General features: G+C 56.0%; 10 protein-coding genes and 1 pseudogene. 3 read left to right on the top strand and 8 right to left on the bottom strand.

Annotated elements, in window-relative coordinates:
* Positions 1-107 precede the first annotated feature (107 nt).
* Positions 108-248 carry a hypothetical protein gene (locus AC07V8_RS21285; RefSeq protein ID WP_494721493.1) on the top strand — a complete coding sequence of 47 codons (141 nt, stop codon included), beginning with the start codon at positions 108-110 and terminating at the stop codon, positions 246-248.
* A gap of 104 nt (positions 249-352) precedes the next feature.
* On the opposite strand, the gene AC07V8_RS21280 is transcribed toward AC07V8_RS21285, so the two are convergent.
* The 8 genes and pseudogenes from AC07V8_RS21280 to AC07V8_RS21245 form a co-directional block, all read right to left on the bottom strand.
* Positions 353-886 (bottom strand): hypothetical protein, encoded by a 534-nt coding sequence (locus AC07V8_RS21280; RefSeq protein WP_494681165.1) that lies wholly within the window; start codon positions 884-886, stop codon positions 353-355.
* Positions 887-926: 40 nt separating this feature from the next.
* Positions 927-1,184 (bottom strand): hypothetical protein, encoded by a 258-nt coding sequence (locus AC07V8_RS21275; RefSeq protein WP_494681164.1) that lies wholly within the window; start codon positions 1,182-1,184, stop codon positions 927-929.
* Positions 1,181-4,897 carry a hemagglutinin repeat-containing protein gene (locus AC07V8_RS21270; protein ID WP_494681167.1) on the bottom strand — a complete coding sequence of 1,239 codons (3,717 nt, stop codon included), beginning with the start codon at positions 4,895-4,897 and terminating at the stop codon, positions 1,181-1,183. Before AC07V8_RS21270 ends, AC07V8_RS21275 begins: the two co-directional genes overlap by 4 nt.
* Before the next feature lie 63 nt (positions 4,898-4,960).
* Positions 4,961-5,209: a hypothetical protein gene (locus AC07V8_RS21265; protein WP_494681163.1), complete on the bottom strand. Its 249-nt coding sequence runs from the start codon at positions 5,207-5,209 to the stop codon at positions 4,961-4,963.
* 91 nt (positions 5,210-5,300) lie between these two features.
* Positions 5,301-5,588: a hypothetical protein gene (locus AC07V8_RS21260; protein WP_494681162.1), complete on the bottom strand. Its 288-nt coding sequence runs from the start codon at positions 5,586-5,588 to the stop codon at positions 5,301-5,303.
* Between the two features lie 14 nt (positions 5,589-5,602).
* On the bottom strand, positions 5,603-12,394 hold the full coding sequence (locus tag AC07V8_RS21255; RefSeq protein WP_494721496.1) for a hemagglutinin repeat-containing protein: 6,792 nt from the start codon (positions 12,392-12,394) through the stop codon (positions 5,603-5,605).
* Between the two features lie 468 nt (positions 12,395-12,862).
* Positions 12,863-13,909: pseudogene (locus tag AC07V8_RS21250) on the bottom strand (filamentous hemagglutinin N-terminal domain-containing protein); the annotation flags it as partial.
* 112 nt (positions 13,910-14,021) lie between these two features.
* Positions 14,022-15,833 (bottom strand): ShlB/FhaC/HecB family hemolysin secretion/activation protein, encoded by a 1,812-nt coding sequence (locus AC07V8_RS21245; RefSeq protein WP_494681170.1) that lies wholly within the window; start codon positions 15,831-15,833, stop codon positions 14,022-14,024.
* A 548-nt stretch (positions 15,834-16,381) separates the two neighbouring features.
* Here AC07V8_RS21245 and AC07V8_RS21240 point away from each other — a divergent pair.
* Entirely contained in the window at positions 16,382-17,659 is a 1,278-nt protein-coding gene (locus AC07V8_RS21240; protein WP_494681169.1) for a dicarboxylate/amino acid:cation symporter, read from the top strand.
* A 689-nt stretch (positions 17,660-18,348) separates the two neighbouring features.
* On the top strand, positions 18,349-18,611 hold a 263-nt coding region (locus AC07V8_RS21235), incomplete at its 3' end, for a hypothetical protein (protein ID WP_494681168.1).

Genomic DNA, 18,611 nt, shown 5'->3' with positions numbered 1-18,611 from the left:
GATCGGATTGATTACGGCGCAACTGCTCTTGTTGTGCTGCGTCTTCAATAGCACGGCGGCGCTGTTCTTCGGTGATGGGAGGTGGTGTCTGGCTGTAAGCATCAGACATGGCACCGGCCAATAGCAAGGTCGAGGCAATGTTTTTGGTAATGATGGACAGTTTTAGAGAGTTTTTCACGGAATTGCCTTTGTTAGATTTTGCAAAGGCATTCGTGTTACGTGCCGCCTGCTTGCGTTCGGTTGGTTAATGACAGGATTCGGCTTTAACTGCTGGTATAGGCTTCTTTGGGATGCAACAGCTAATTGTCAGCAATTGATTTTGGGGGAATTTCATTCAGGTTTAAAAAAACTATTACTTTGGATTCGCACATGGTGAATCATTAGGTTTTGGTAGTAAGTTAATAGAAATAGGTATTCCATTTTTTTTGACTTCAACCTTGAGTGATTTTGCTCCGCCAAACGTACCAAATGTGCCATAGATCGGACTGTATTGAACTTCATAGACAGCGTTAGCATCAACAGGCATTTCCCAATCTAAAGACATGGTGATATTTGCAGCTATGTTAGATGTATAGTATTCCGCTCTAAAAGAAACACTATTGCTAGATGCGATGTTTACAGTCGTAGGTTTTGACCGCTTTCTAAAATTTGCGATTTGTGTAGTCTCTCTATAATTTCTCTTGGTACCAAACTGGCTTGAGCAAATGACTGGCCCAATCAGAAACAATGATCCTTCGTAAAACGGATTGAAAAAGATCGTCGCATGGGGTATCCCTTCTGGTGCTACATATGGCTTTTGTGATGCACAGCCAGATATGAAAGCAGAGATGAATGTTGTTAGCACTATTTTTCTGAAGTGAGAAATTTTAAAATTTTTTTTATTCATTTTTATTTTTTATAAAATAATCAATGGTCACACATCAAAATTACAGAGTGAAAAATAATATTAAAAATATGCTTAAGAAGACAAAATAATTTATCCAACGTGCAACCTGATTTCCTCCCTCTTTGTAGGCCAATGGCCCGGATAAGTCGCGGTTATAAAGCATTGCATAAGTTAGCCAGAAAATTAAAGCCCCAGCAAGAATAAGGAAAAATATATGGCTAGTCGATCTTTCAAGCAACATTAAAATTGCTTTCGCAATTGTTAATAAGACGATGATTAGTAATGCCCATATCTTCATTTACTGTCATCCTTTTTGTTAGATATTATGCCTTGCACTCTATCTGTAAAAGCTTGCCAACCACCACCTAAATCCACTAATGCAGTTATTTGAGCTGCTGCTGCCGCTGGAACCTTAAGCACATTTTGCAAATACTCTTGAGCTGCACGCGAAACTATTTCTTTAGATGCGGCTGATGTTACGTTCCCATCAGAAAATCCCCCTATTACTGAGAGTAATGGCCCAAGATAGCCCGCTACAGCTCCTCCAGCACCGACAGGATTTGCAATGCTAATTAATGTCACTCCTGTTCCCATATCATTAAGAGCTTTTTTATCTAACGCTTTTACATAAGCGACCGTCTGTGGATCAGACATATCCAGATTTTGTCCTCCACAACCAGCAGAAGCGACAGGGCATGGGAAATATTTTGGCACGTAAGTTTTGCCATCAACGACAATCTGCTGACTGTAACGTCCTTGATCATCAAGTAGAAAATTAGTTGCAGGGTCGCGTTTTTCTGCACTTGATTGTGTTGTTTCAGGTTGCTTAATCGGCGCTTTAATAATCACACCAGCAATTTCTTTATCCACTGTACCACTATTGATATATGGCGAATTTTTCTGATCGTTGGTGGCGTAGAACAGATACTGTCCATTACCGATAGACAAATTAGGGCTGGTGACTGCATATTCAGCTTGTAGTGTATGCAAGAATTTTTCTGCTTGAGCTGAATAAGGAACGTCATAACCCAAGTTGTAATCCACCAAATTTTGTGCTGTGTTGGCAAGTGCTGCTAACGCACCTTGCACCTGTTCTGGAGTTGGATTATCAGTGTTATAGAGTTCTTTTGCATAACGTGCTGCGTTCTTTTTAATAAGGTCAATTTCTGTTGGATGCAACTGCCGATTATTAGCCTCCACATTCAATCCCGCCGCAGCCCCGGCACCGCCACCGGCCGCAGCGCCAATCGCCGTTGCGGTCACTTGTGCCAATCCCTGCTTGACCACATCCGGCAAGCCCATATGATCGATGACGCCGGCTATCAGGTTCATTGACTCCGCTGACGCAAATGCACCAGCAGCGCCCTCGATGCCGCCGGTCAAGGCACCAACGCCGGTATGCAAGGCCACACGGTAAGCGCCGCGTTCTGCCCATTTTGCAGCTTCGTCCTCATCACCATTTTGAGAGGCTTCTTTTTGTTTAGCATCCGCATAACTGCCGATTTCTTTGGCCGCCGCTGCCCCAAACGCTGCCGTTATCTGCGATTCTGCCGTGACTTTGTCTTTTAGCTTTTGTGCGTCCCAATCCTTCGTGATCGAACCGGCATTCTCTGTGCTGACATCATGATTGACACTGGCAACGGCTTGTTCTGCGGTTTGCCCCGTCAGTTGCTGCTGTTTGGCATCATCGGTAATAACGATGGTTCCAGCGCTGACACCGCCCTTGCTGGTGCCGCTGGCATGGCCATCGGTGCTGCTGAAACCCATGGCGGTGCCCGTTGCGCCGCCAGTGAAGGTGTGGATTTTACCGTCGGCATTGGCTTGTTTGCCGTAACCACCACCGACGCTGGTGTTGCTGGCATCGTCATGGCTGTGGTTTTCAATATCGCTTTGCGTCAAGGTTTGCGTCACCAGCAGATTTCCGCCCGGCACGGCGGTACTGGCAACGACACCGCCGGTGAGATTGGTGTTGCCGTTGACGTTGACGATAAATCCACCATCACCGGCCTTGATGCCGGATTGCTCGCCTACGCTTGCATAGTCGCCATTGACTTTGCTTTGCCCGGCGCTGAAGCTGCCGGAGGCGCCGTAACCGATCGTGACGCTGCCGCCAATGTTTTGATCTTTGCTGTTGTAGTTGCTGGTGTCTTGCAAACTGGTGATGTTCAGATTGCCTTGGCCTGATGTGCCGACATTGGCTAATACCTGATTCGCGCTGGCGACTGCGCCAATCAGATTGGTGTCGTGACCGGATTCGAGTATCAGCGTATTACCTGCATTGACGTGTGTGTTGACATTCGTGACATCACTACCATCGGCATTGCCCCTGCTGCCGGCGGCGTTGGCAGTGATACCGAAGGCAAAGCCGTTGGAGCCGTATGTCGCCGCAATGCCTATCGCCGCACTGGAGGAGGAACTGGTGCTGTGCTGATCGCTGCTGCTTTGCGCCGCTTGCAGATTGATATCGCCATCAGATTTGAGCAAGGCGTTTTGGCCGGCGTTGATTGTGCTGCCGATGACATTGATATGGCTGTCTTTATCCGCGCCAGTGGCGATGATGGCAACGTTGCCGCCTGCATTCAGGTTAGAGCCAACCACGGTACCGCTGGTTTGCTTACTTTGGCTATCGCTCTTGCTGGAACCCACCGTTAAGCTGACGGTAACGCCTTGCGAAGGATCTTGTGCTGCACTTGCAGCATTGCCGGCGGCAGAAACTGCTGTGGCCGCGGCCAAGGCCTTCATGCGCGGATCGTCTGTTTTTCCGGAAGCTGCATTCATCTGCTGAACGGTTTGCACCGCGCTGATGATGGGAGCCGATACGCCTAGGGTTAAACCGCTTTGCTGGGTATGTGCTTCACTGGTTTGTATTGCGGTGTCTTGCACGGCCACGATATCAACCGTTTTTCCTGCAATACCAATATCCCCCTTTAATGCCACCACGTTGCTGCCAGCTTGCGTATAGGCATTCCCTGCCTGAATCACCACATTGCCATCCGTGCTGCCAACGGTACTGGCGCTGTGGCTGATCTGTTGGCTGGTTTGGGCGTTTTGTTGCGCTTGACTACCCGCAGTCACGCCAATACCGCCGCTGCTCATCAAACCAGATTTCTTTTCTTCGGCAGTGAAACTGCGGCTGGCGCTGTTCTCTGATGTCGTGATGCTGACGTTGTTGCCAGCCATCAGCGCGACGCCCCCACTGCCGACAACGTTGCTGCCGCTGACGGTGATGTCGCGTCCTGCTGCCACCGTCACGCTGTCGCCAGAGAGCGTGCTACCGATGGCCGTGCTGGTGTTGACGTTGTCTTGCGAGCGGCTGCTTGACGACGACATCATGCCTTTGGATGTGGTGTATATCGCCTGGTCCAGGCTGGCTTCCTGCTGCGCGCTACCGATATGGACATCGCGGCCGGCAACAGCCGTCAACTGGCCTCCAGCGCTGGCATAAGCCGCCGCCGCATTGATATCCTGACCGGCGGCCAGGGTCAGGTTGCCACCGCTTTGGATCTGCGTGCCGTTGACCTGTGTCTGGTTCTCATAGAGATGGTTGTCGGCATTGTAGGTGACGTTGTAGGCGTTCTGCGTCTTCACTGTCGTCAGGTTCAGATCACGTCCGGCTGTCAGGCTGGCCTCTGCCGTGGTGTTGATATCGGCGGCGGCCAGGTTGATGTCGCGCCCGGCCAGCATCGACAATTGATCGGCACGGACACTGGCGATCTGGTTCAGACCCACGTTGCTGCCGTTTTTGCTCGTCGCAGAGCTGGTGGTGCTGGCAAGGTCGATGTCGCGCCCGGCCAGGATGCCGACCCGGTTGCCGCTGATGCTGCCGCTGCTGCGCACGTCGTTTTGCGCAGCCAGGATGACGGTGCCGTTGCCGTCCTTGGCCGTGCTTTGCAGGCGGCCGCTGTTGCTGATATCGCCGCTGGCATTGACGATCAGGTTGCTGCCGGCCTGCAGCGTGCCGCCGTTGGCCAGTGAGCCGTTGATGCTCAGATCGATATTGCGCCCGGACATGACCGCCACGTTCAGCGTGCAGTCGGTCTCAATCGTGGATGACAGATTACAGAACCTCATTAATTAGACTTTGAAGGACGGCCAATGAAAGTAAGCAACAAGGCCTGCGACCAATAACATAAGTAGCCCTATCAAGAAAAAAATGTAGAAATCCTTGCGAGATGTCGGTGCGCCAATTCCGCTAAGATCACCACTTAACAAAACGAGAATAACGCCAGCGAATGCAACAACCGCCATTGTTGCAATCGCCACTCCACCAAAAAATATTTCGGCATAACGTGCCCAGCGAGAATGATGATATTGTTGTTTCATTTTTTATCGCCATCGCTTAGTTTCTTGGGCATGTTTAATGAATCTAAGAATGCTACGAAGGTAGCAAAGCGGATTGGTTGTGGTATCCCCCTCATTTTTTTCTTCGGAGAGTTTGTTTCGCCAACGTCCAGAATTCTCTGTGCATCCTTTCTTTAAAAATTGAGTAAATCAAAAGAAAAAAAAGCATTAGTAGAATTGCTCCATGCATGTAAAGCATTGAGAAAAAATAATTGTTACTCCATGGCTCACCTTTGTAGTGGACTTTATAAATCATGATGCCAATCCAGGTTATATCCGCCATTAATAATGGACCTACAATACGACCAAGTCCTGTTCCATTACCCCAGCTTTTTGAGGTAAGGAGCATTAACCAGAACATCTTCCACCTCCATCTCATTTTTTGCTCCCAGATACATTGACGGGAACAGATGGAATTGCTCCGGACGAACCAGGAAACCACGTGTTTCCAATATTTCTAAAAATCCACGGAAGATTGCTCGGATTTGAAACCGGCACAATAACTCCGCCTGGAGGCTGAAGTAGCGCGGCTTTTTTAGGATCTAATTTTTTCGTGTAGTTCATTGCGTTATTTAAGTACAGGCCACCTGCATCGCCTATAATTTTACCGCCCGCGGAAAAAGACGCGCCAATAAGGGCACTCCATGCTATGGAGTCGTTACTACCAGTTTGACTATTGTTATAGGCGGTAATTGCAGCATTGGTGGCCCCACCAAATGCTGCTACAGAACCCAAACTATTTAACGTGCTGCCGATACCGCCGGATGCCCAAGAAATTAAACCAGCATTAGCAATCCGCTCGTAGTTAAGTGTTCCATCTCCATAAAGAGTTTGGTTTAGCCATTCAGAGGTACTACCAACGCTTGCACCAGCAGCAGCCACTGAAGGAGACACCATCCCCGTCCGAATTAATACGGCCGCTGTCACAGGATCCATCGTTGCCACAACCGCACCACTCCCGGCACCTGGTAACTGCCGCAAAGCATCAGCAATTTCTTTTGCGCTTGGCTGATACATGCCAATGCAACTATAAGAGGCGCTGTCGCAGGAATCGATTTGTCCTTTCGCTAATTCAGTACGGCTTGCGACAACTTGCTTTGCTTGTGCACATGCATCAGCAGCGCCTTTTATACAGGCGTCAACCATTTGATCTAGCTGCTTTTTCGTTTCTGCATCAAACTTGTTGAGTTCCTCTACGTAGCCACATGCCTTCGGATTGCCGCCATCGCAGTCACGTTGTGCGATAGCTTTTGTTATCTGCAGTTTCGGTGTCAACCAATTGTTATCTACCGCCGCGGTAGCCGCACTGCTCACTGTTGATGCATCATTCCCCGTCATCGCTGCCAAGCCTGCCACTAAGCTAGTCACCAAATTACCTTTAGCCTCTTTTTCTGCATTAGTTTCATTCGGCGTATCGATAAATAAATTCGTGAGCAGACTACTTGCCGCCGCACCCATCGCACCCGCACCACAACTCTGGCCACTGGCAGTAGCACCAGCACAGGCAACGATGGCATGCAATGCCGCATGCTCTGGCGAACCTTCGGTCAACGTGCCGTCAGCGACCAGTTTGCCGATGTAACTTGCGCCTTGCTGCTGTACATAGTTGACCAGTCCCGCCTGTACCATTTGCGTGGTTGAACCGGCCACATTGCCGCTGGCCGCAGCAGTCAAGACCGTGGCGATCTGACGATACGTGCCGTTTGCACCCCAGCTATTTTCTATCAAGCTAGCATCGTCCAACAATTGCTGGCGTTGATCAGGTGTCAGGTTGTTATTAGAGTCATTGGCTTGCTGCTTCTTGGCATCGGCTTCTGACATTTTGGTATTGACGTAGGTGCTGACCTGATTACCAAACGCTTGCGTGATATCAAATCCAGCCTGGATTTTCTGAGGATCGAAGATCGGTACAATACCTGTTTCAGCATCACCGGTTCTGACTGCTGCGTTTCCAGCAATGCCACTGATGCCGCTTTGGGTAGTGCTATTAGCGTCACCTTTGGCATTCATAGCAATAGGCGCACCGACAGCAAGCCCATTTTTACTCGGTAGAGTAGTGCCGGGCGTTTGGTTAGAACCCGTTTGGACATATCCTTTTTGATCGGTGCCAACGCCATTGGCATTGCCAGTTGGCCCGCCGAAATTGTACCCGCCGCCGAGACTTACACTCTGGCCGCTGTAATTGGCGTGGTTTTGGATATCACTCTGCGTTAATGACCCTGTGGTAAAGCTGTTTTTAGCGTCATTGACCGCTTTATCGGTGCCGGAAATCACACCACCAACTAAATTGGTATTCCCTTGCACCGTCACATCAAAGCCGCCGTCGCCAGCCTTGATGCCAGATTGCTCGGTGACGCTGGCGTAATTACTGTTCATGTTGGTCTTGCTAACATTGCCGCTGACACTGCTAGCCCCTGCACAGAACGGCGGAATACATAAACTCACACCAACCCCAGCGCTTTGCTGTTTGCTGTTGTAGTTACTGGTGTCTTGAAGGCTTTGAATATTCAGATTGCCACCGACGTCAGCAAGAACTTTATTGGCACTGGCGACGGCACCGATGAGGTTGGTATCTCCCCCGGATACCAGATTGAGCTGATTGCCTGCTGTGACATGGGTATTGGTATAACCCACATCATTACCATCAGCATTCCCACGACCACCGGAAACACCGGCGTTGAGCGTAAAACCGTTGGATTGCCCACCTACTGAGAAACCAATGCCGACTGAAGCGCTAGATGAACTGTTGGTACTGTGCTGCTCAGCGGTATTTTGTGCTGCTTGTAAATTGATATTGTTGTCGGCGATCAGATTGGCGTTGTTGCCCGCACGGATATTCGAGCCAGTCACATTGATATTGCTGGCCTGTCCACCGCCGGTAGCAATAATATTGACGTTTCCGCCCGCAAAAACGTTACTACCTTGGACTGTCGTGCTGTTTTGTTCGCTGTGGCTTTCGCTTTTGCTGGAACCCAAGCCGATGCTCACATTGACAGCGCTAGCAGTGCCATTGGACAGTGCTTCAGCCACATTCGCGCCTGCAATGCCCGTAGTTGTCGCAGCCAAGGCTTTCAGGCGAGAGTCATCAATTTGTTGAGATGACTGATGCATTTGTTGCCCCGTCTGGACGGCTGATACCACCGCATTAGTCAACGTGACTGATACACCCGTTTGCTTAAACTTGGTATCTTGCGTCGCACTAGCCGTATCAATCGCCGCATTGATATCGACCGACCTGGCGACGATCGTGGTATCGCCTTTGGGCGTGAGGACATTGCTGCCGGTTTGCGTATACGCATTCCCGGCCTGAATCACGACATTGCCGTCTGTACTGCCAATCATGCTGACGTTGTGCGTCAGCTGATGACTGGTTTGCGTATTCTGCTGTTCTTTACTTCCCGCTGTGAAGCCAATGCCGCCGCTGCTGAACATGCCCGAAGTCTTGTCTTCTGAACTGGTGCTCTGCGCAGCGGTGTTTTGGCTGGCGACGATGTTGACGTTGTTGCCGGCAGCAACTGTCACGTCATGCGTGCCGACCACGTTGCTACCTTTGACATTGATGTCATTACCCGCAACGACTTGGACGCTATCACCTGAGAAGGTTGAACCCACCGCTTGCGTACCTTGCTGCTGATCGGTGTAGTGATAAGTCGATGACGACAGCATGCCTTTGCTGGTGGTGGAAATCTCCTGATCCTTGCTATAGGTTTGCTGCGCTGAGGTGATATTCACGTCACGACCGGCAGCAACGGTTAACGCTTGATCCGCATTGACATACGCCGCATTGGCATTGACATCCTGACCGGCAGCCAGGGTGATATTGCCGCCGGATTGCATGCTGGCGCCGTTGGCGATGGTCTGGCTTTCGTTCAAATGATTCTGATTGCCATAGCTGACGTTCGATGTCGCTTGCGTCGTGACGGTATTGAGATTGATATCGCGTCCTGCAACAAAGGCCGCATCACCCGTGGTATTGATGGCGGCGCCATTCAAATTGATATCGCGCCCGCTTTGCATCGACAATTGATCGGCACTGACACTGGCGATCTGGTTCAGACCCACGTTGCTGCCGTTTTTACTGGTCGCAGAGCTGGTGGTGCTGGCGAGGTCGATGTCGCGCCCGGCCAGGATGCCGACCCGGTTGCCGCTGATGCTGCCGCTGCTGCGCACGTCGTTTTGCGCAGCCAGGATGACGGTGCCGTTGCCGTCCTTGGCCGTGCTTTGCAGGCGGCCGCTGTTGCTGATATCGCCGCTGGCATTGACGATCAGGTTGCTGCCGGCCTGCAGCGTGCCGCCGTTGGCCAGTGAGCCGTTGATGCTCAGATCGATGTTCTGGCCGGCAATCAGGGCGCCGTCGGCGCGTACATCGCCGGCATTGGCCCGCGCCAGGTACAGCACCGGGGCCAGCACTTCGGTGCTGCTGCCGTCCGGCAGCGTGACCGTCTGCGTCACCAGCCAGACGATATCGGACGTCAGCGCCGCCATTTGCGCATCGGTCAGGGCGACGCCGGGCGTGAGCTGAAACTGCTGGGCAGCGGCCACGCCGGCATCCATCAGTGCGCGGTAGGCGTCTTCGTTGCTGCGGTAGCCGTCCAGGTAGCGCCGTCCCGTCAGTTGCGCGACCTGGCTGGTGATCAGCTGTTGTTCGTAATAGCCGTCGCCCAGGCGTTTCTGCACTGCTTGCGGATCGATGCCGAGCCGGCCCAGCAGGTAGTCGCTGCTGAGAAACTGCTGATAATTGGTGAAGGCCGGGTCGGTCACGATCAGGTACGACTGGCCCGGCTGCGGGTGCAGTTGATAGAGCTGGTTGGTCGGCAATTGCAGATTCGGCAGCTTGCCGTCAGGGCCGACGACGCTTTGCCCGGTGCCGCTCATGCCCGGACCGCCTTGATTGCTGCCGAGGCTGCCGCCCGTGGCGCCGGGCAGCCGGCCCGGATCGACCTGCTGGCCGGCGGCCGGGTTGTCGCTATGGCCGGGATGGGTGTTCTCCTGCAGCGACCAGACCGGCAGCGCCATGTCCGTCGCCGGCAGCGCAACCTCATAGGCCTGGCCGTTGTTGTCGTAGGTGTAATGGTTGTCGTGCGAACTGCCGCTGACCCAGTGATAGTAGTTCTCGCCGGCGGTCATGTGCTGCACCGGGTTGATGCTGCCGGTGGCGCCGATGTTGGTGATGTCGCCGGTCTGGCCCGAGATCGTGCCGCCGGCAATGATGGCGCTTTTATCGTTGGTGACGTTGCCCGACAGGAGCAGGTTGCCGCCAACGCTGATCTTGCCGGGATCGCTGTTCTTGACCACGGTCTGGGACACGGTCAGGGTGTAGTCGCGCTTGTAGAATTTCTCGTAACGACTCCCGTCCGGCAGCACCAGCACGATGCCGCCGTTGCCGCTGTCGCTCCAGCTGATCTGATCGGCGCGGTACCAGGTATCGCTGTCCCAGGATCGGTATTCGGTAACGCGCACAGTCTTGGCGGGATCGACCTGCTCTTCGGTGCTGAAGTGCGCGTTCTGGTTGAGCAGATTGGCCGTTTGCAGCGACAGATTGCCGCCGGCATCGATGGCGGCGGAACTGTTGGTGATCGTGGCGCTCTGTCCGGTGGCTTGCTGATTGACATCGAGCGCGCCGCCGATGGCCATGTCGCCCGCACTGGTCAGCAGCGCATGCTCGCGGTTGATGACAGTACCGGCGCCGATGTGGAGCGTGTTGCGCGAGGCGATGACGGCGTCGGCATCATTGGTCAGCGCCGCTGCCGACAGGGCGATGTCGTCGCCATAGATGCGGCCCTGGTTCAACAGGTTCTGCTGCGCCAGCAGGACGGTGGCGCCGCTGTTGATGAGCGCGCCCTGGGCGTTGGTGATGTTGCCGGCGGCGAGAGTGAGGCCGTTTGCGGCTTGCAAGGCGCCGTTGTTGGTCAATGTGCCGGCGGCGTTCAGTCGCAGGTTGCGGTTGGCCGTGATGCGATTGGCTGCGCTATGGGTGTAGTCGCCTTGCAGGCGCAGTTCGGCGTCGCGCCCTGCCAGGACCGTGCCGTCGCCGGTGAGACTGCCGGCGGCAAGGTCCAGATCCGTAGCGGCAGCGATCTGGCCGGCGTTGTTGGCGATCACGCCGCTTTGCTGCAGATCGATATTGCCGTTGCCGGTGACGATGCTGCCGCTGCTGTTGTCGATACTGGCGCTGTGCAGAATGATGTTGCCGTCTGCGCTGATGCTGCCGTTGCTGTTGTCGATGACAGCGCCGGCCTGATCGAACGCCAGCGACTGGCCGGCGTACAACTTGCCGGCACTGTTGTTGAACATATTGCTGATCTGGAGGGCAAGATTGCCGCTTGCAATGATCTGACCTTGACGGCTGTTGTCCAGAGCGCCGGCGGTGAGCGTGACGTCGCCGTTGCCGCCGAGGACGCCGCCGGCGTTGCCGATGTGCGCGCTGCGCATCGACGTCGTCCCGGTACCGGCATTGGCGATGCGCCCAGCGCTATTGTCGAGCGTGCCTGCCGCAAGCGACAGCGACGCCGTGCTGCCGTTGGCTTCGATGCGGCCGCCCTGGTTGCTGAGGGCGCCGCCGGCCTGGAGGTCGGCATCGGCATCGCTTTGGATGGCGCCGCCGTCATTGTTGAATTCGCCTGCGCTGGCCAGGCTGACGCCGGCGGCGCCGTAGATCGCGCCGCCGGCATTATCGATGCTGCCGGCGTGCACGGTGAGTACCGCGCTGCTGCCGATGAAACCACCGCTGCGGTTGCTCAGTTTGCCGTTGTTGTCGAGCGTGAGATTGCCGCCCAGGCTTTGCAAGGTGCCGCCATCGTTGGCAAAGTCAGTGCCGCTGACTGTGACATCACCGGCGCTGCTCTCGACCGTACCGCCCTGGTTATTGATGGTGGCACTCTCCAGATGCAGGCTGGCAGCGCCAATATAGCCGCCACTGTTATTGAGGTTGCCGCTCCGAATCTCTGCCTGCTGCGCGGCGAATAGCTTGCCCGACTGGTTGTTGACGGCGGCCATCGCCACCTTCAGTTGACCGTTGCTGCCAATGCTGCCGCCCTGGTTGGAGAGGGTGCCGATACCGCTGCCGCCGATGGTCAGCGCACCCTTGCCGGCATGGGCAATGGTCCCGCTGTCGTTGAGCAGTGTTTGCGGTGTCAGGGTCAGATCATCGCCGTTGGTCTGCAACAAGCCGCCGTTGCGATTGTCGAGCGTGCTGGCAACATCAACGCTGCCGCCAGCCGCGCCGGTCTGGATCAGTCGGCCCTGCTGGTTGTCCAGATTGGCGGCATGGATGTTCAGCTGATTGGCATGGATCTCGCCTTGCCTGTTATTGAGCACGCCGGCCGCGCTGACATTGCTGCTGCCGCCGGCAAGCAGGTTGGCGCCGGCATGATCGATATCCCCGGCCGTGGCGGTCAGGTCGACATTGCCGCCGGCAGTGGTGCGCGCTCCCGCCAGATGGAGGCTGGCGCCCTGGATGCCGATGTGATCGGCAGCGATGTTCTGTCCCACAGCGGCAACCGCGCCGTCCGCAACCAGGGCGAGACTGCCGGGCTGGTTGGCCGCCCCGTTGGCATCGATTCCGGCCCCAAGCGTTCCGCGCGAATCGATACTGCCGGCACGCACGTTGACATCTGCTCCGGCAGCGATGGTGCCGCTGTTGCGCATTTGTCCGGCATTCTCGATATGCATCGTCTGCTGTGCGTACAAGGCGCCGTCATTGCTGACATCGGCATCGCTGCGCAACGCGATGTTGCCGCTGGCATTGGTGGCGCCGTGAAGTCTCACCAGGCCAGCGCTGTCGATGGTCACATCGCCTGCGGAGGCGGCGATATTGCCGGCGCTGACCACGCCGACGCCTTGCTCGGTTCCCTTGAGCATGATTTTGCCGGCATACATGCCGCCCAACGCCGCCACATCGATGCCGACCGACGGCACGGCGCCTTCTCCCTGGATCACTTGCACGCCCAGATCGCCGTAGTTGACTTGATTCGCGCCGGTGACAACGTTGAGGTTATTGGCCCATAGCTGGCCGTTGACCTGGACGCTGCGGGCGATCAGGTCGGTCTGGTCCGTATTGCCGGCATTCATGCCATTGATTTGCATGTCGCCGCGTGTGACGCGCAAAGCGCTCAGGCTGCCATCGCCGCCGAACACCGGCGTGCCGGTAGTCAGTACGCCACGGCTGGTATTGATGAAGCCGCAGCCGGAGCAGGTGATGCCGTTCGGATTGGCGATGATCACCTCGGCGCGCTGTCCAGCCACTTCGGTGTAGCCGTTCAGTTGACTGCGGCCGCTGCCCATGACTTCATTGAGGATGATTCTGGCGCTGCCGCCAGCCAGATTCGCATTGCCGTCGATATAGCCGCCCAGCTGGGTCTGCGTGGCAGTGCGGGCGTTGTTGAGAATGGCGCCGTTGCTGTCGACGTTGTACTGATCGTAGCGATTATGGCTCACCCCTGCCGCATTGGGCGTGACAATCTGCACCAGCGGACGGCCATTGGCGCTCTGGTCGATGGTTGGGCGCGGGCCGCCGTTCTTGTACGCCACCATTTGCGCCTGCACTACCGTGACGTGGCCGAACAACGCCGCCACCATCAGGCCCAATGGTGCAAAGCGCATCAGCGGCGCCGCGCTGATGCGCGCATCGCTATCGCCTGCTGTGCCTTTGCTCTGACGCGACGCGTTTTCTGCAACGACCATCAACATCCTGCGGGCTTTATTGAAAATGACGCGGTAGGCTTGCTTGTTCATGCTTGCTCCAAATCGGATACGGTGAATCGGCGGCTAAATGACGGACGATCAGGTCTCACAGTCAGTATTGATAGGTCAGGCTGAAGCCAATCGCAGGCGCCGCCGTTTTGAATTCCGCAGGTTTGTACAGCGACCAGCTGGAAAAGATGTCGTAAGTGAAGCCGAGCAGGCCGCCGCGCAGGCCAATTGCGGCGCCGGCCAGCTTGTTGCCGATCAGGTATTGCACGCTCGGGCCATATACCTGGCCGTAATCGATGCCGGCATAGGCCGATTGGCCGCTTTGGGCCAGCGGGATGTCGAGTTCATTGCGCACAAAGAACCCGCGTTCCGCGGCCAGCGTCAGTTCGCCGTCGAAGCCGCGCACCGTGTAGCGATTGCCGATGCTCAATTGATCGGTCAGGTACAGCGGCGAACGGGTATTCTGGCCGCGCAGGGTGCCGATGTAAGTCAACGTCTGGCCGGCAGCCCCGAATGGCAGGCGCAAGGTGGCATCGATGGTTTGCAGGGTGTAGCGGAAGGTCGGTGAACCGGGTTCGCGATTATCTGGATCTGCTTGGCCGTTGAACCAGGAGACGCCCCAGCGGTTGGCCAGGGTCAGATCGAGCTGGGCATCGCCGAAATAATGCTTGTGCACCCAGCCTAGTTCAGCGAAGGTGGTGTTGCGCTGTTGGACGGCGATTTCGGTATCGTCAATATAGGCATGGCTCCAGCGCTTGCCGATCTTGAATTGCCAGCTGTTCTTTTGTACTTGATCGCGCTGGAACAATTGCGCAACGGTCAATTCCAGATTGCGCGACTTGCCGCTGGAGACGAAATCCTCGTTGTTGCCGGCGATTTTCTGATGATAGTCGTAGGTACTGCCGGATACCGCATAATTCCAGTAGCCGGCAGGGATCGCGTAATAAACATTGTTGCCGCTGGTGCCGCGCTGACCGGCCTTGCGGTCGGCGTCGCTGCTCACGCCAATGCTGAACATGTCGGACAGGCCGAGCGGATTGCCGACGGCCAGATTGAGGCCGGCTTGCAGCTTGCCGGTGCCCTTGGCGCCGCTGTCGTCGAGCGTGCCGGTCAGCTTCCACGGCGCGCTGCGTTTAACGTCGATCACCACGTCGCTCTCACCGGGAACTTCACCGGGTGCGATTTGCATGTCGACGTCTTGGCTGGGTACTCGCTTCATCTGCTCCAGCCCCTGCTCCAGGTCGCGCAGGTTCAATAGCGCGCTGGCACTTGTCGGGAATGCGTTGCGCCAGCTGCCGTAGAGGCTGGGATCGGCAAAGCGGATCGTCCGGATCACACCGGGCACCAATGCCAGTGTCAACGTACCGCTGGCCAGGTCCTGCTCGGGAATGCCTACGCGCGTGGTGCTGTAGCCTTTGCCGAGGATCTGCTTAGTCAGGCGCTTGACGATCAGATTCAAGCCCTCCTTGCCGATGCAGGCCCCCGCATAGCGATGTAGATAATTCTGAGCAAATCGGAAGGGATCGTGCGGCAGATCGCTGGCGCCAGCCAGCCGGATTTCCGGCGGCAACTGGCCAGGCACGTCGAGAACGAATTGCTTGATCGTGAAGCAGGGAGATTCGGCCGGCAGCGTCCAGGTGTCCGCGGCTTCTGCCGGGACTGCGCCTTGCAGATTCACATTCGGCGCCTGCTGCTGCCGCTGGCGCTCTTGCGCTTGCGCCTGGTTGCGGCGGCGCTGCTCTTCGCTTGCGGGAGTTTGAATCACTTCCGCAGAGAGGGGGCGGCGCCATGCTTCATCGCCCGGCACAGGCGCAGCCTGTGCGTACACCTCCTGAATAGTCGCAGCAAGCAGCAGTGCCGCCCCCATTCCCTTGATGATCCCGGACAGGCTTTGATCTGGGGTATTTACCCTCATGGATTGCTCGAATTACAAAACGGAAAATTTTATAAACAAGCAAGCCAATGAGATATGGGACAAGTCAGAAATGCTCCGGATCGGGCCATTTTTACCGATGTTGTTGCCATTTAACGTCGCATTTTCTGCTCGCAGCATGGGGCCGCGGGCAGCGCAACCGCTGCCGTCGGAAAACCGGCAGGAATCGATGCATCGATACTGATGCACTGCCGTCGCATCGCAGCGGCGTTGCCCGACAACGCCGTAGACGCCATGGCGATTCAACGTGCTGCGCACCGGCCTGCCTCAGCAGCATTGCTACGACCTGGTTACCGGCACGGACTGGCGGCATATGCCGCGCTTCGGATGACTAGAATGCTCGTCACGCAATGTAGATATTGTAGATATCAATAGAACAACCAGGCATATAGATAGTGCGAAAAAATATTGGACGCGAACCAGGCAAGCCCGGATACTCCGGGCTTGCCTGGTTTACGCGCCTGCCGCAGGCCTGCCATACTCTCGCCATTCGCGTTGCAGCAAGACGCTCCTTACCTCTCGATTACTCTATGAATATTTTTTCTCTCTGGTTCCGCATTCCCTTTTGGCAGCGCGTGCTGGGCGGCTTCGTGCTTGGCGCGCTGGCCGGCTGGCTGGTAGGGGCGCCGGCCGAAACCTGGTTCGGCCCGCTCGGCAAACTGTACGTCACGCTGATCAAGATGATCGCCGTGCCGCTGGTGTTCTTTGCCGTCGCCAACAGCATCTCCAGCCTGCACGGCATGAAGAGCGTGGCGGCGCTGGGCGGCAAGACCTTCCTCTGGTTCGCCGTCACCGCCGTGCTGGCGGTCGGCGTCGGCCTGGCGGTCGCCAGCTTCACCAATCCCGGCCAGAACCTCGGCCAGCTGGCCATCGCCGCCGATTACACGGTGCGCGAAGTGCCGACGCCGATCCAGGTGCTGCTGGACGTAGTGCCGTCGAATCCGTTCAAGGCGCTCTCCGAAGGCAAGATCCTGCAGGTGATCTTCTTCGCTGCCCTGCTGGGCATGGCGCTGGTCAAGCTGGGCGACAAGGTCAAGCAAATACGCGAACTGATGGGCGAAGCCAGCAGCGCCATGATCCAGATCACCCGCTTCGTGCTGGAAATGACGCCGCTCGGCACCTTCGGCCTGATCGCCGCGCTGGTCGGCTCCTACGGTTTCGAACGCCTGCTGCCGCTTGGGAATTTCGTCTTCACCCTGTACCTGGCGTGCGCGCTGCACATCGTGGTGGTGTACGGCGGCCTGCTGCTGACCCATCGCCTGAATCCGATCCGTTTTTTCCGCGGCGCCTTCCCGGCCATGCAAGTGGCGTTCACCAGCTCGTCCAGCTTTGCTTCCATGCCGATCGCCTTGCGCAGCGTGGTGCATAACCTCGGCGTCAAGCAGGAATATGCCGCGTTCGCGGTACCGCTGGGCGCCAGCATCAAGATGGACGGCTGCGGCGCCATCTACCCGGCGATCGCCTCGATTTTCGTGGCCCAGTATTTCGGCCTGCATCTCGACATGTCGCAATATTTCATCATCATGCTGGCGTCCGTGCTCGGCTCCTTCGGCACCGCCGGCGTGCCCGGCACGGCGATCGTGATGGTGACGCTGGTGCTGAGCTCGGCCGGCCTGCCGCTGGAAGGCATCGGCTACCTGGTGGCGATCGACCGCATCCTCGACATGATGCGCACCATGACCAATGTCACCGGACAGATGCTGGTGCCGGTGCTGGTGGCCAAGGAAGAAGGCTTGCTGGACCTGGAAATCTACAATGCGGCCAACAGCGATGTCGGCCTGGATCAGAATAGCAACGCGGCTGCCTGATCCTGTCGTATGGGCACATCCGTGCCCATACGGATAATGATTTCCCGCAGCGGGCTTATCGGTAACCACGACCTTCTCACCCGGTTTTTGTCCGGGTTTCGTTTTACATCCACCGCCTGATCTGCTGGCCAAGCTGGCAATAGCGCGGCAAGGAGCGCAGCGCCGTTCCGCAACGGCGACGCCTTGCGCAAGCTCAATCCCCAACAATGACAACGGCCATCGTTGTCCGCCCTCGCCAACGGCCGGTCGAACCAAGATCCGCAGGCCGTCCCGCATTTCTGAAACTAAAACATCAGCCGTGCCTGCCTCGATTTCGCCCAGAAAATGCCCTCTGCAAGGACAGGTTGCGGTCATTTTTTTTCACGAAAAATCGACATTCGTAGAAAAGAACAATGGATAAATCCTGCGATGCACAAGGATATTCCTGCATAAAAATTTCTCTTCGTCAGTGATCATCCCACCTGCTGCCAAAGTGTCTTTGCCGCAGCACCCGAGCGTAGCCCAAAAAAAATCAGGCGCTGCCAAATCCTAAAAAACATCGAGGAATGTCCAATGAAGCATAGCGGAATGTCCAATGAATAAGTCAGTGATAATCCGCCTGCTGCCAAAGCAGCTTTGCCGCAGCACCCGAGCGTAGCCCAAAAAAAATCAGGCGCTGCCAGATCCTAAAAAACATCGAGGAATGTCCAATGAATATCCAACGAAGCCGCTGGCTCAGGCCAGTTGTCCATATCCAGATCGCCGCCCAGATCGGTGCAGCATTGCTACCGTTCTATGCCGGCAGTGCGCGCGCCGCCGACACTACCGTCGGAGTTGACAACGCCGCAGCCGACACCAGGGACGACAAGCTCAAGCAAACCCTGGCCGAACAGCTATCGAGCTTCGGCAACAGCGCCTCCGCCGGCGGCGCCGCCAGCGCCATCACGCAGCAAGTCACAGGCGGCGTCACCAA

The sequence above is a fragment of the Collimonas sp. GW821-FHT02H07 genome (assembly GCF_059421505.1).
Note: the sequence above shows the minus strand (reverse complement) of the source record. Positions and strands in the feature narration are given on the sequence as shown.

Coding starts and splice junctions, on each gene's coding strand:
- AC07V8_RS21285 (WP_494721493.1), top strand. CDS start 108: ATGGCACCGGCCAATAGCAAGGTCGAGGCAATGTTTTTGGTAATGATG.
- AC07V8_RS21280 (WP_494681165.1), bottom strand. CDS start 886: ATGAATAAAAAAAATTTTAAAATTTCTCACTTCAGAAAAATAGTGCTA.
- AC07V8_RS21275 (WP_494681164.1), bottom strand. CDS start 1,184: ATGAAGATATGGGCATTACTAATCATCGTCTTATTAACAATTGCGAAA.
- AC07V8_RS21270 (WP_494681167.1), bottom strand. CDS start 4,897: ATGTCCGGGCGCAATATCGATCTGAGCATCAACGGCTCACTGGCCAAC.
- AC07V8_RS21265 (WP_494681163.1), bottom strand. CDS start 5,209: ATGAAACAACAATATCATCATTCTCGCTGGGCACGTTATGCCGAAATA.
- AC07V8_RS21260 (WP_494681162.1), bottom strand. CDS start 5,588: ATGTTCTGGTTAATGCTCCTTACCTCAAAAAGCTGGGGTAATGGAACA.
- AC07V8_RS21245 (WP_494681170.1), bottom strand. CDS start 15,833: ATGAGGGTAAATACCCCAGATCAAAGCCTGTCCGGGATCATCAAGGGA.
- AC07V8_RS21240 (WP_494681169.1), top strand. CDS start 16,382: ATGAATATTTTTTCTCTCTGGTTCCGCATTCCCTTTTGGCAGCGCGTG.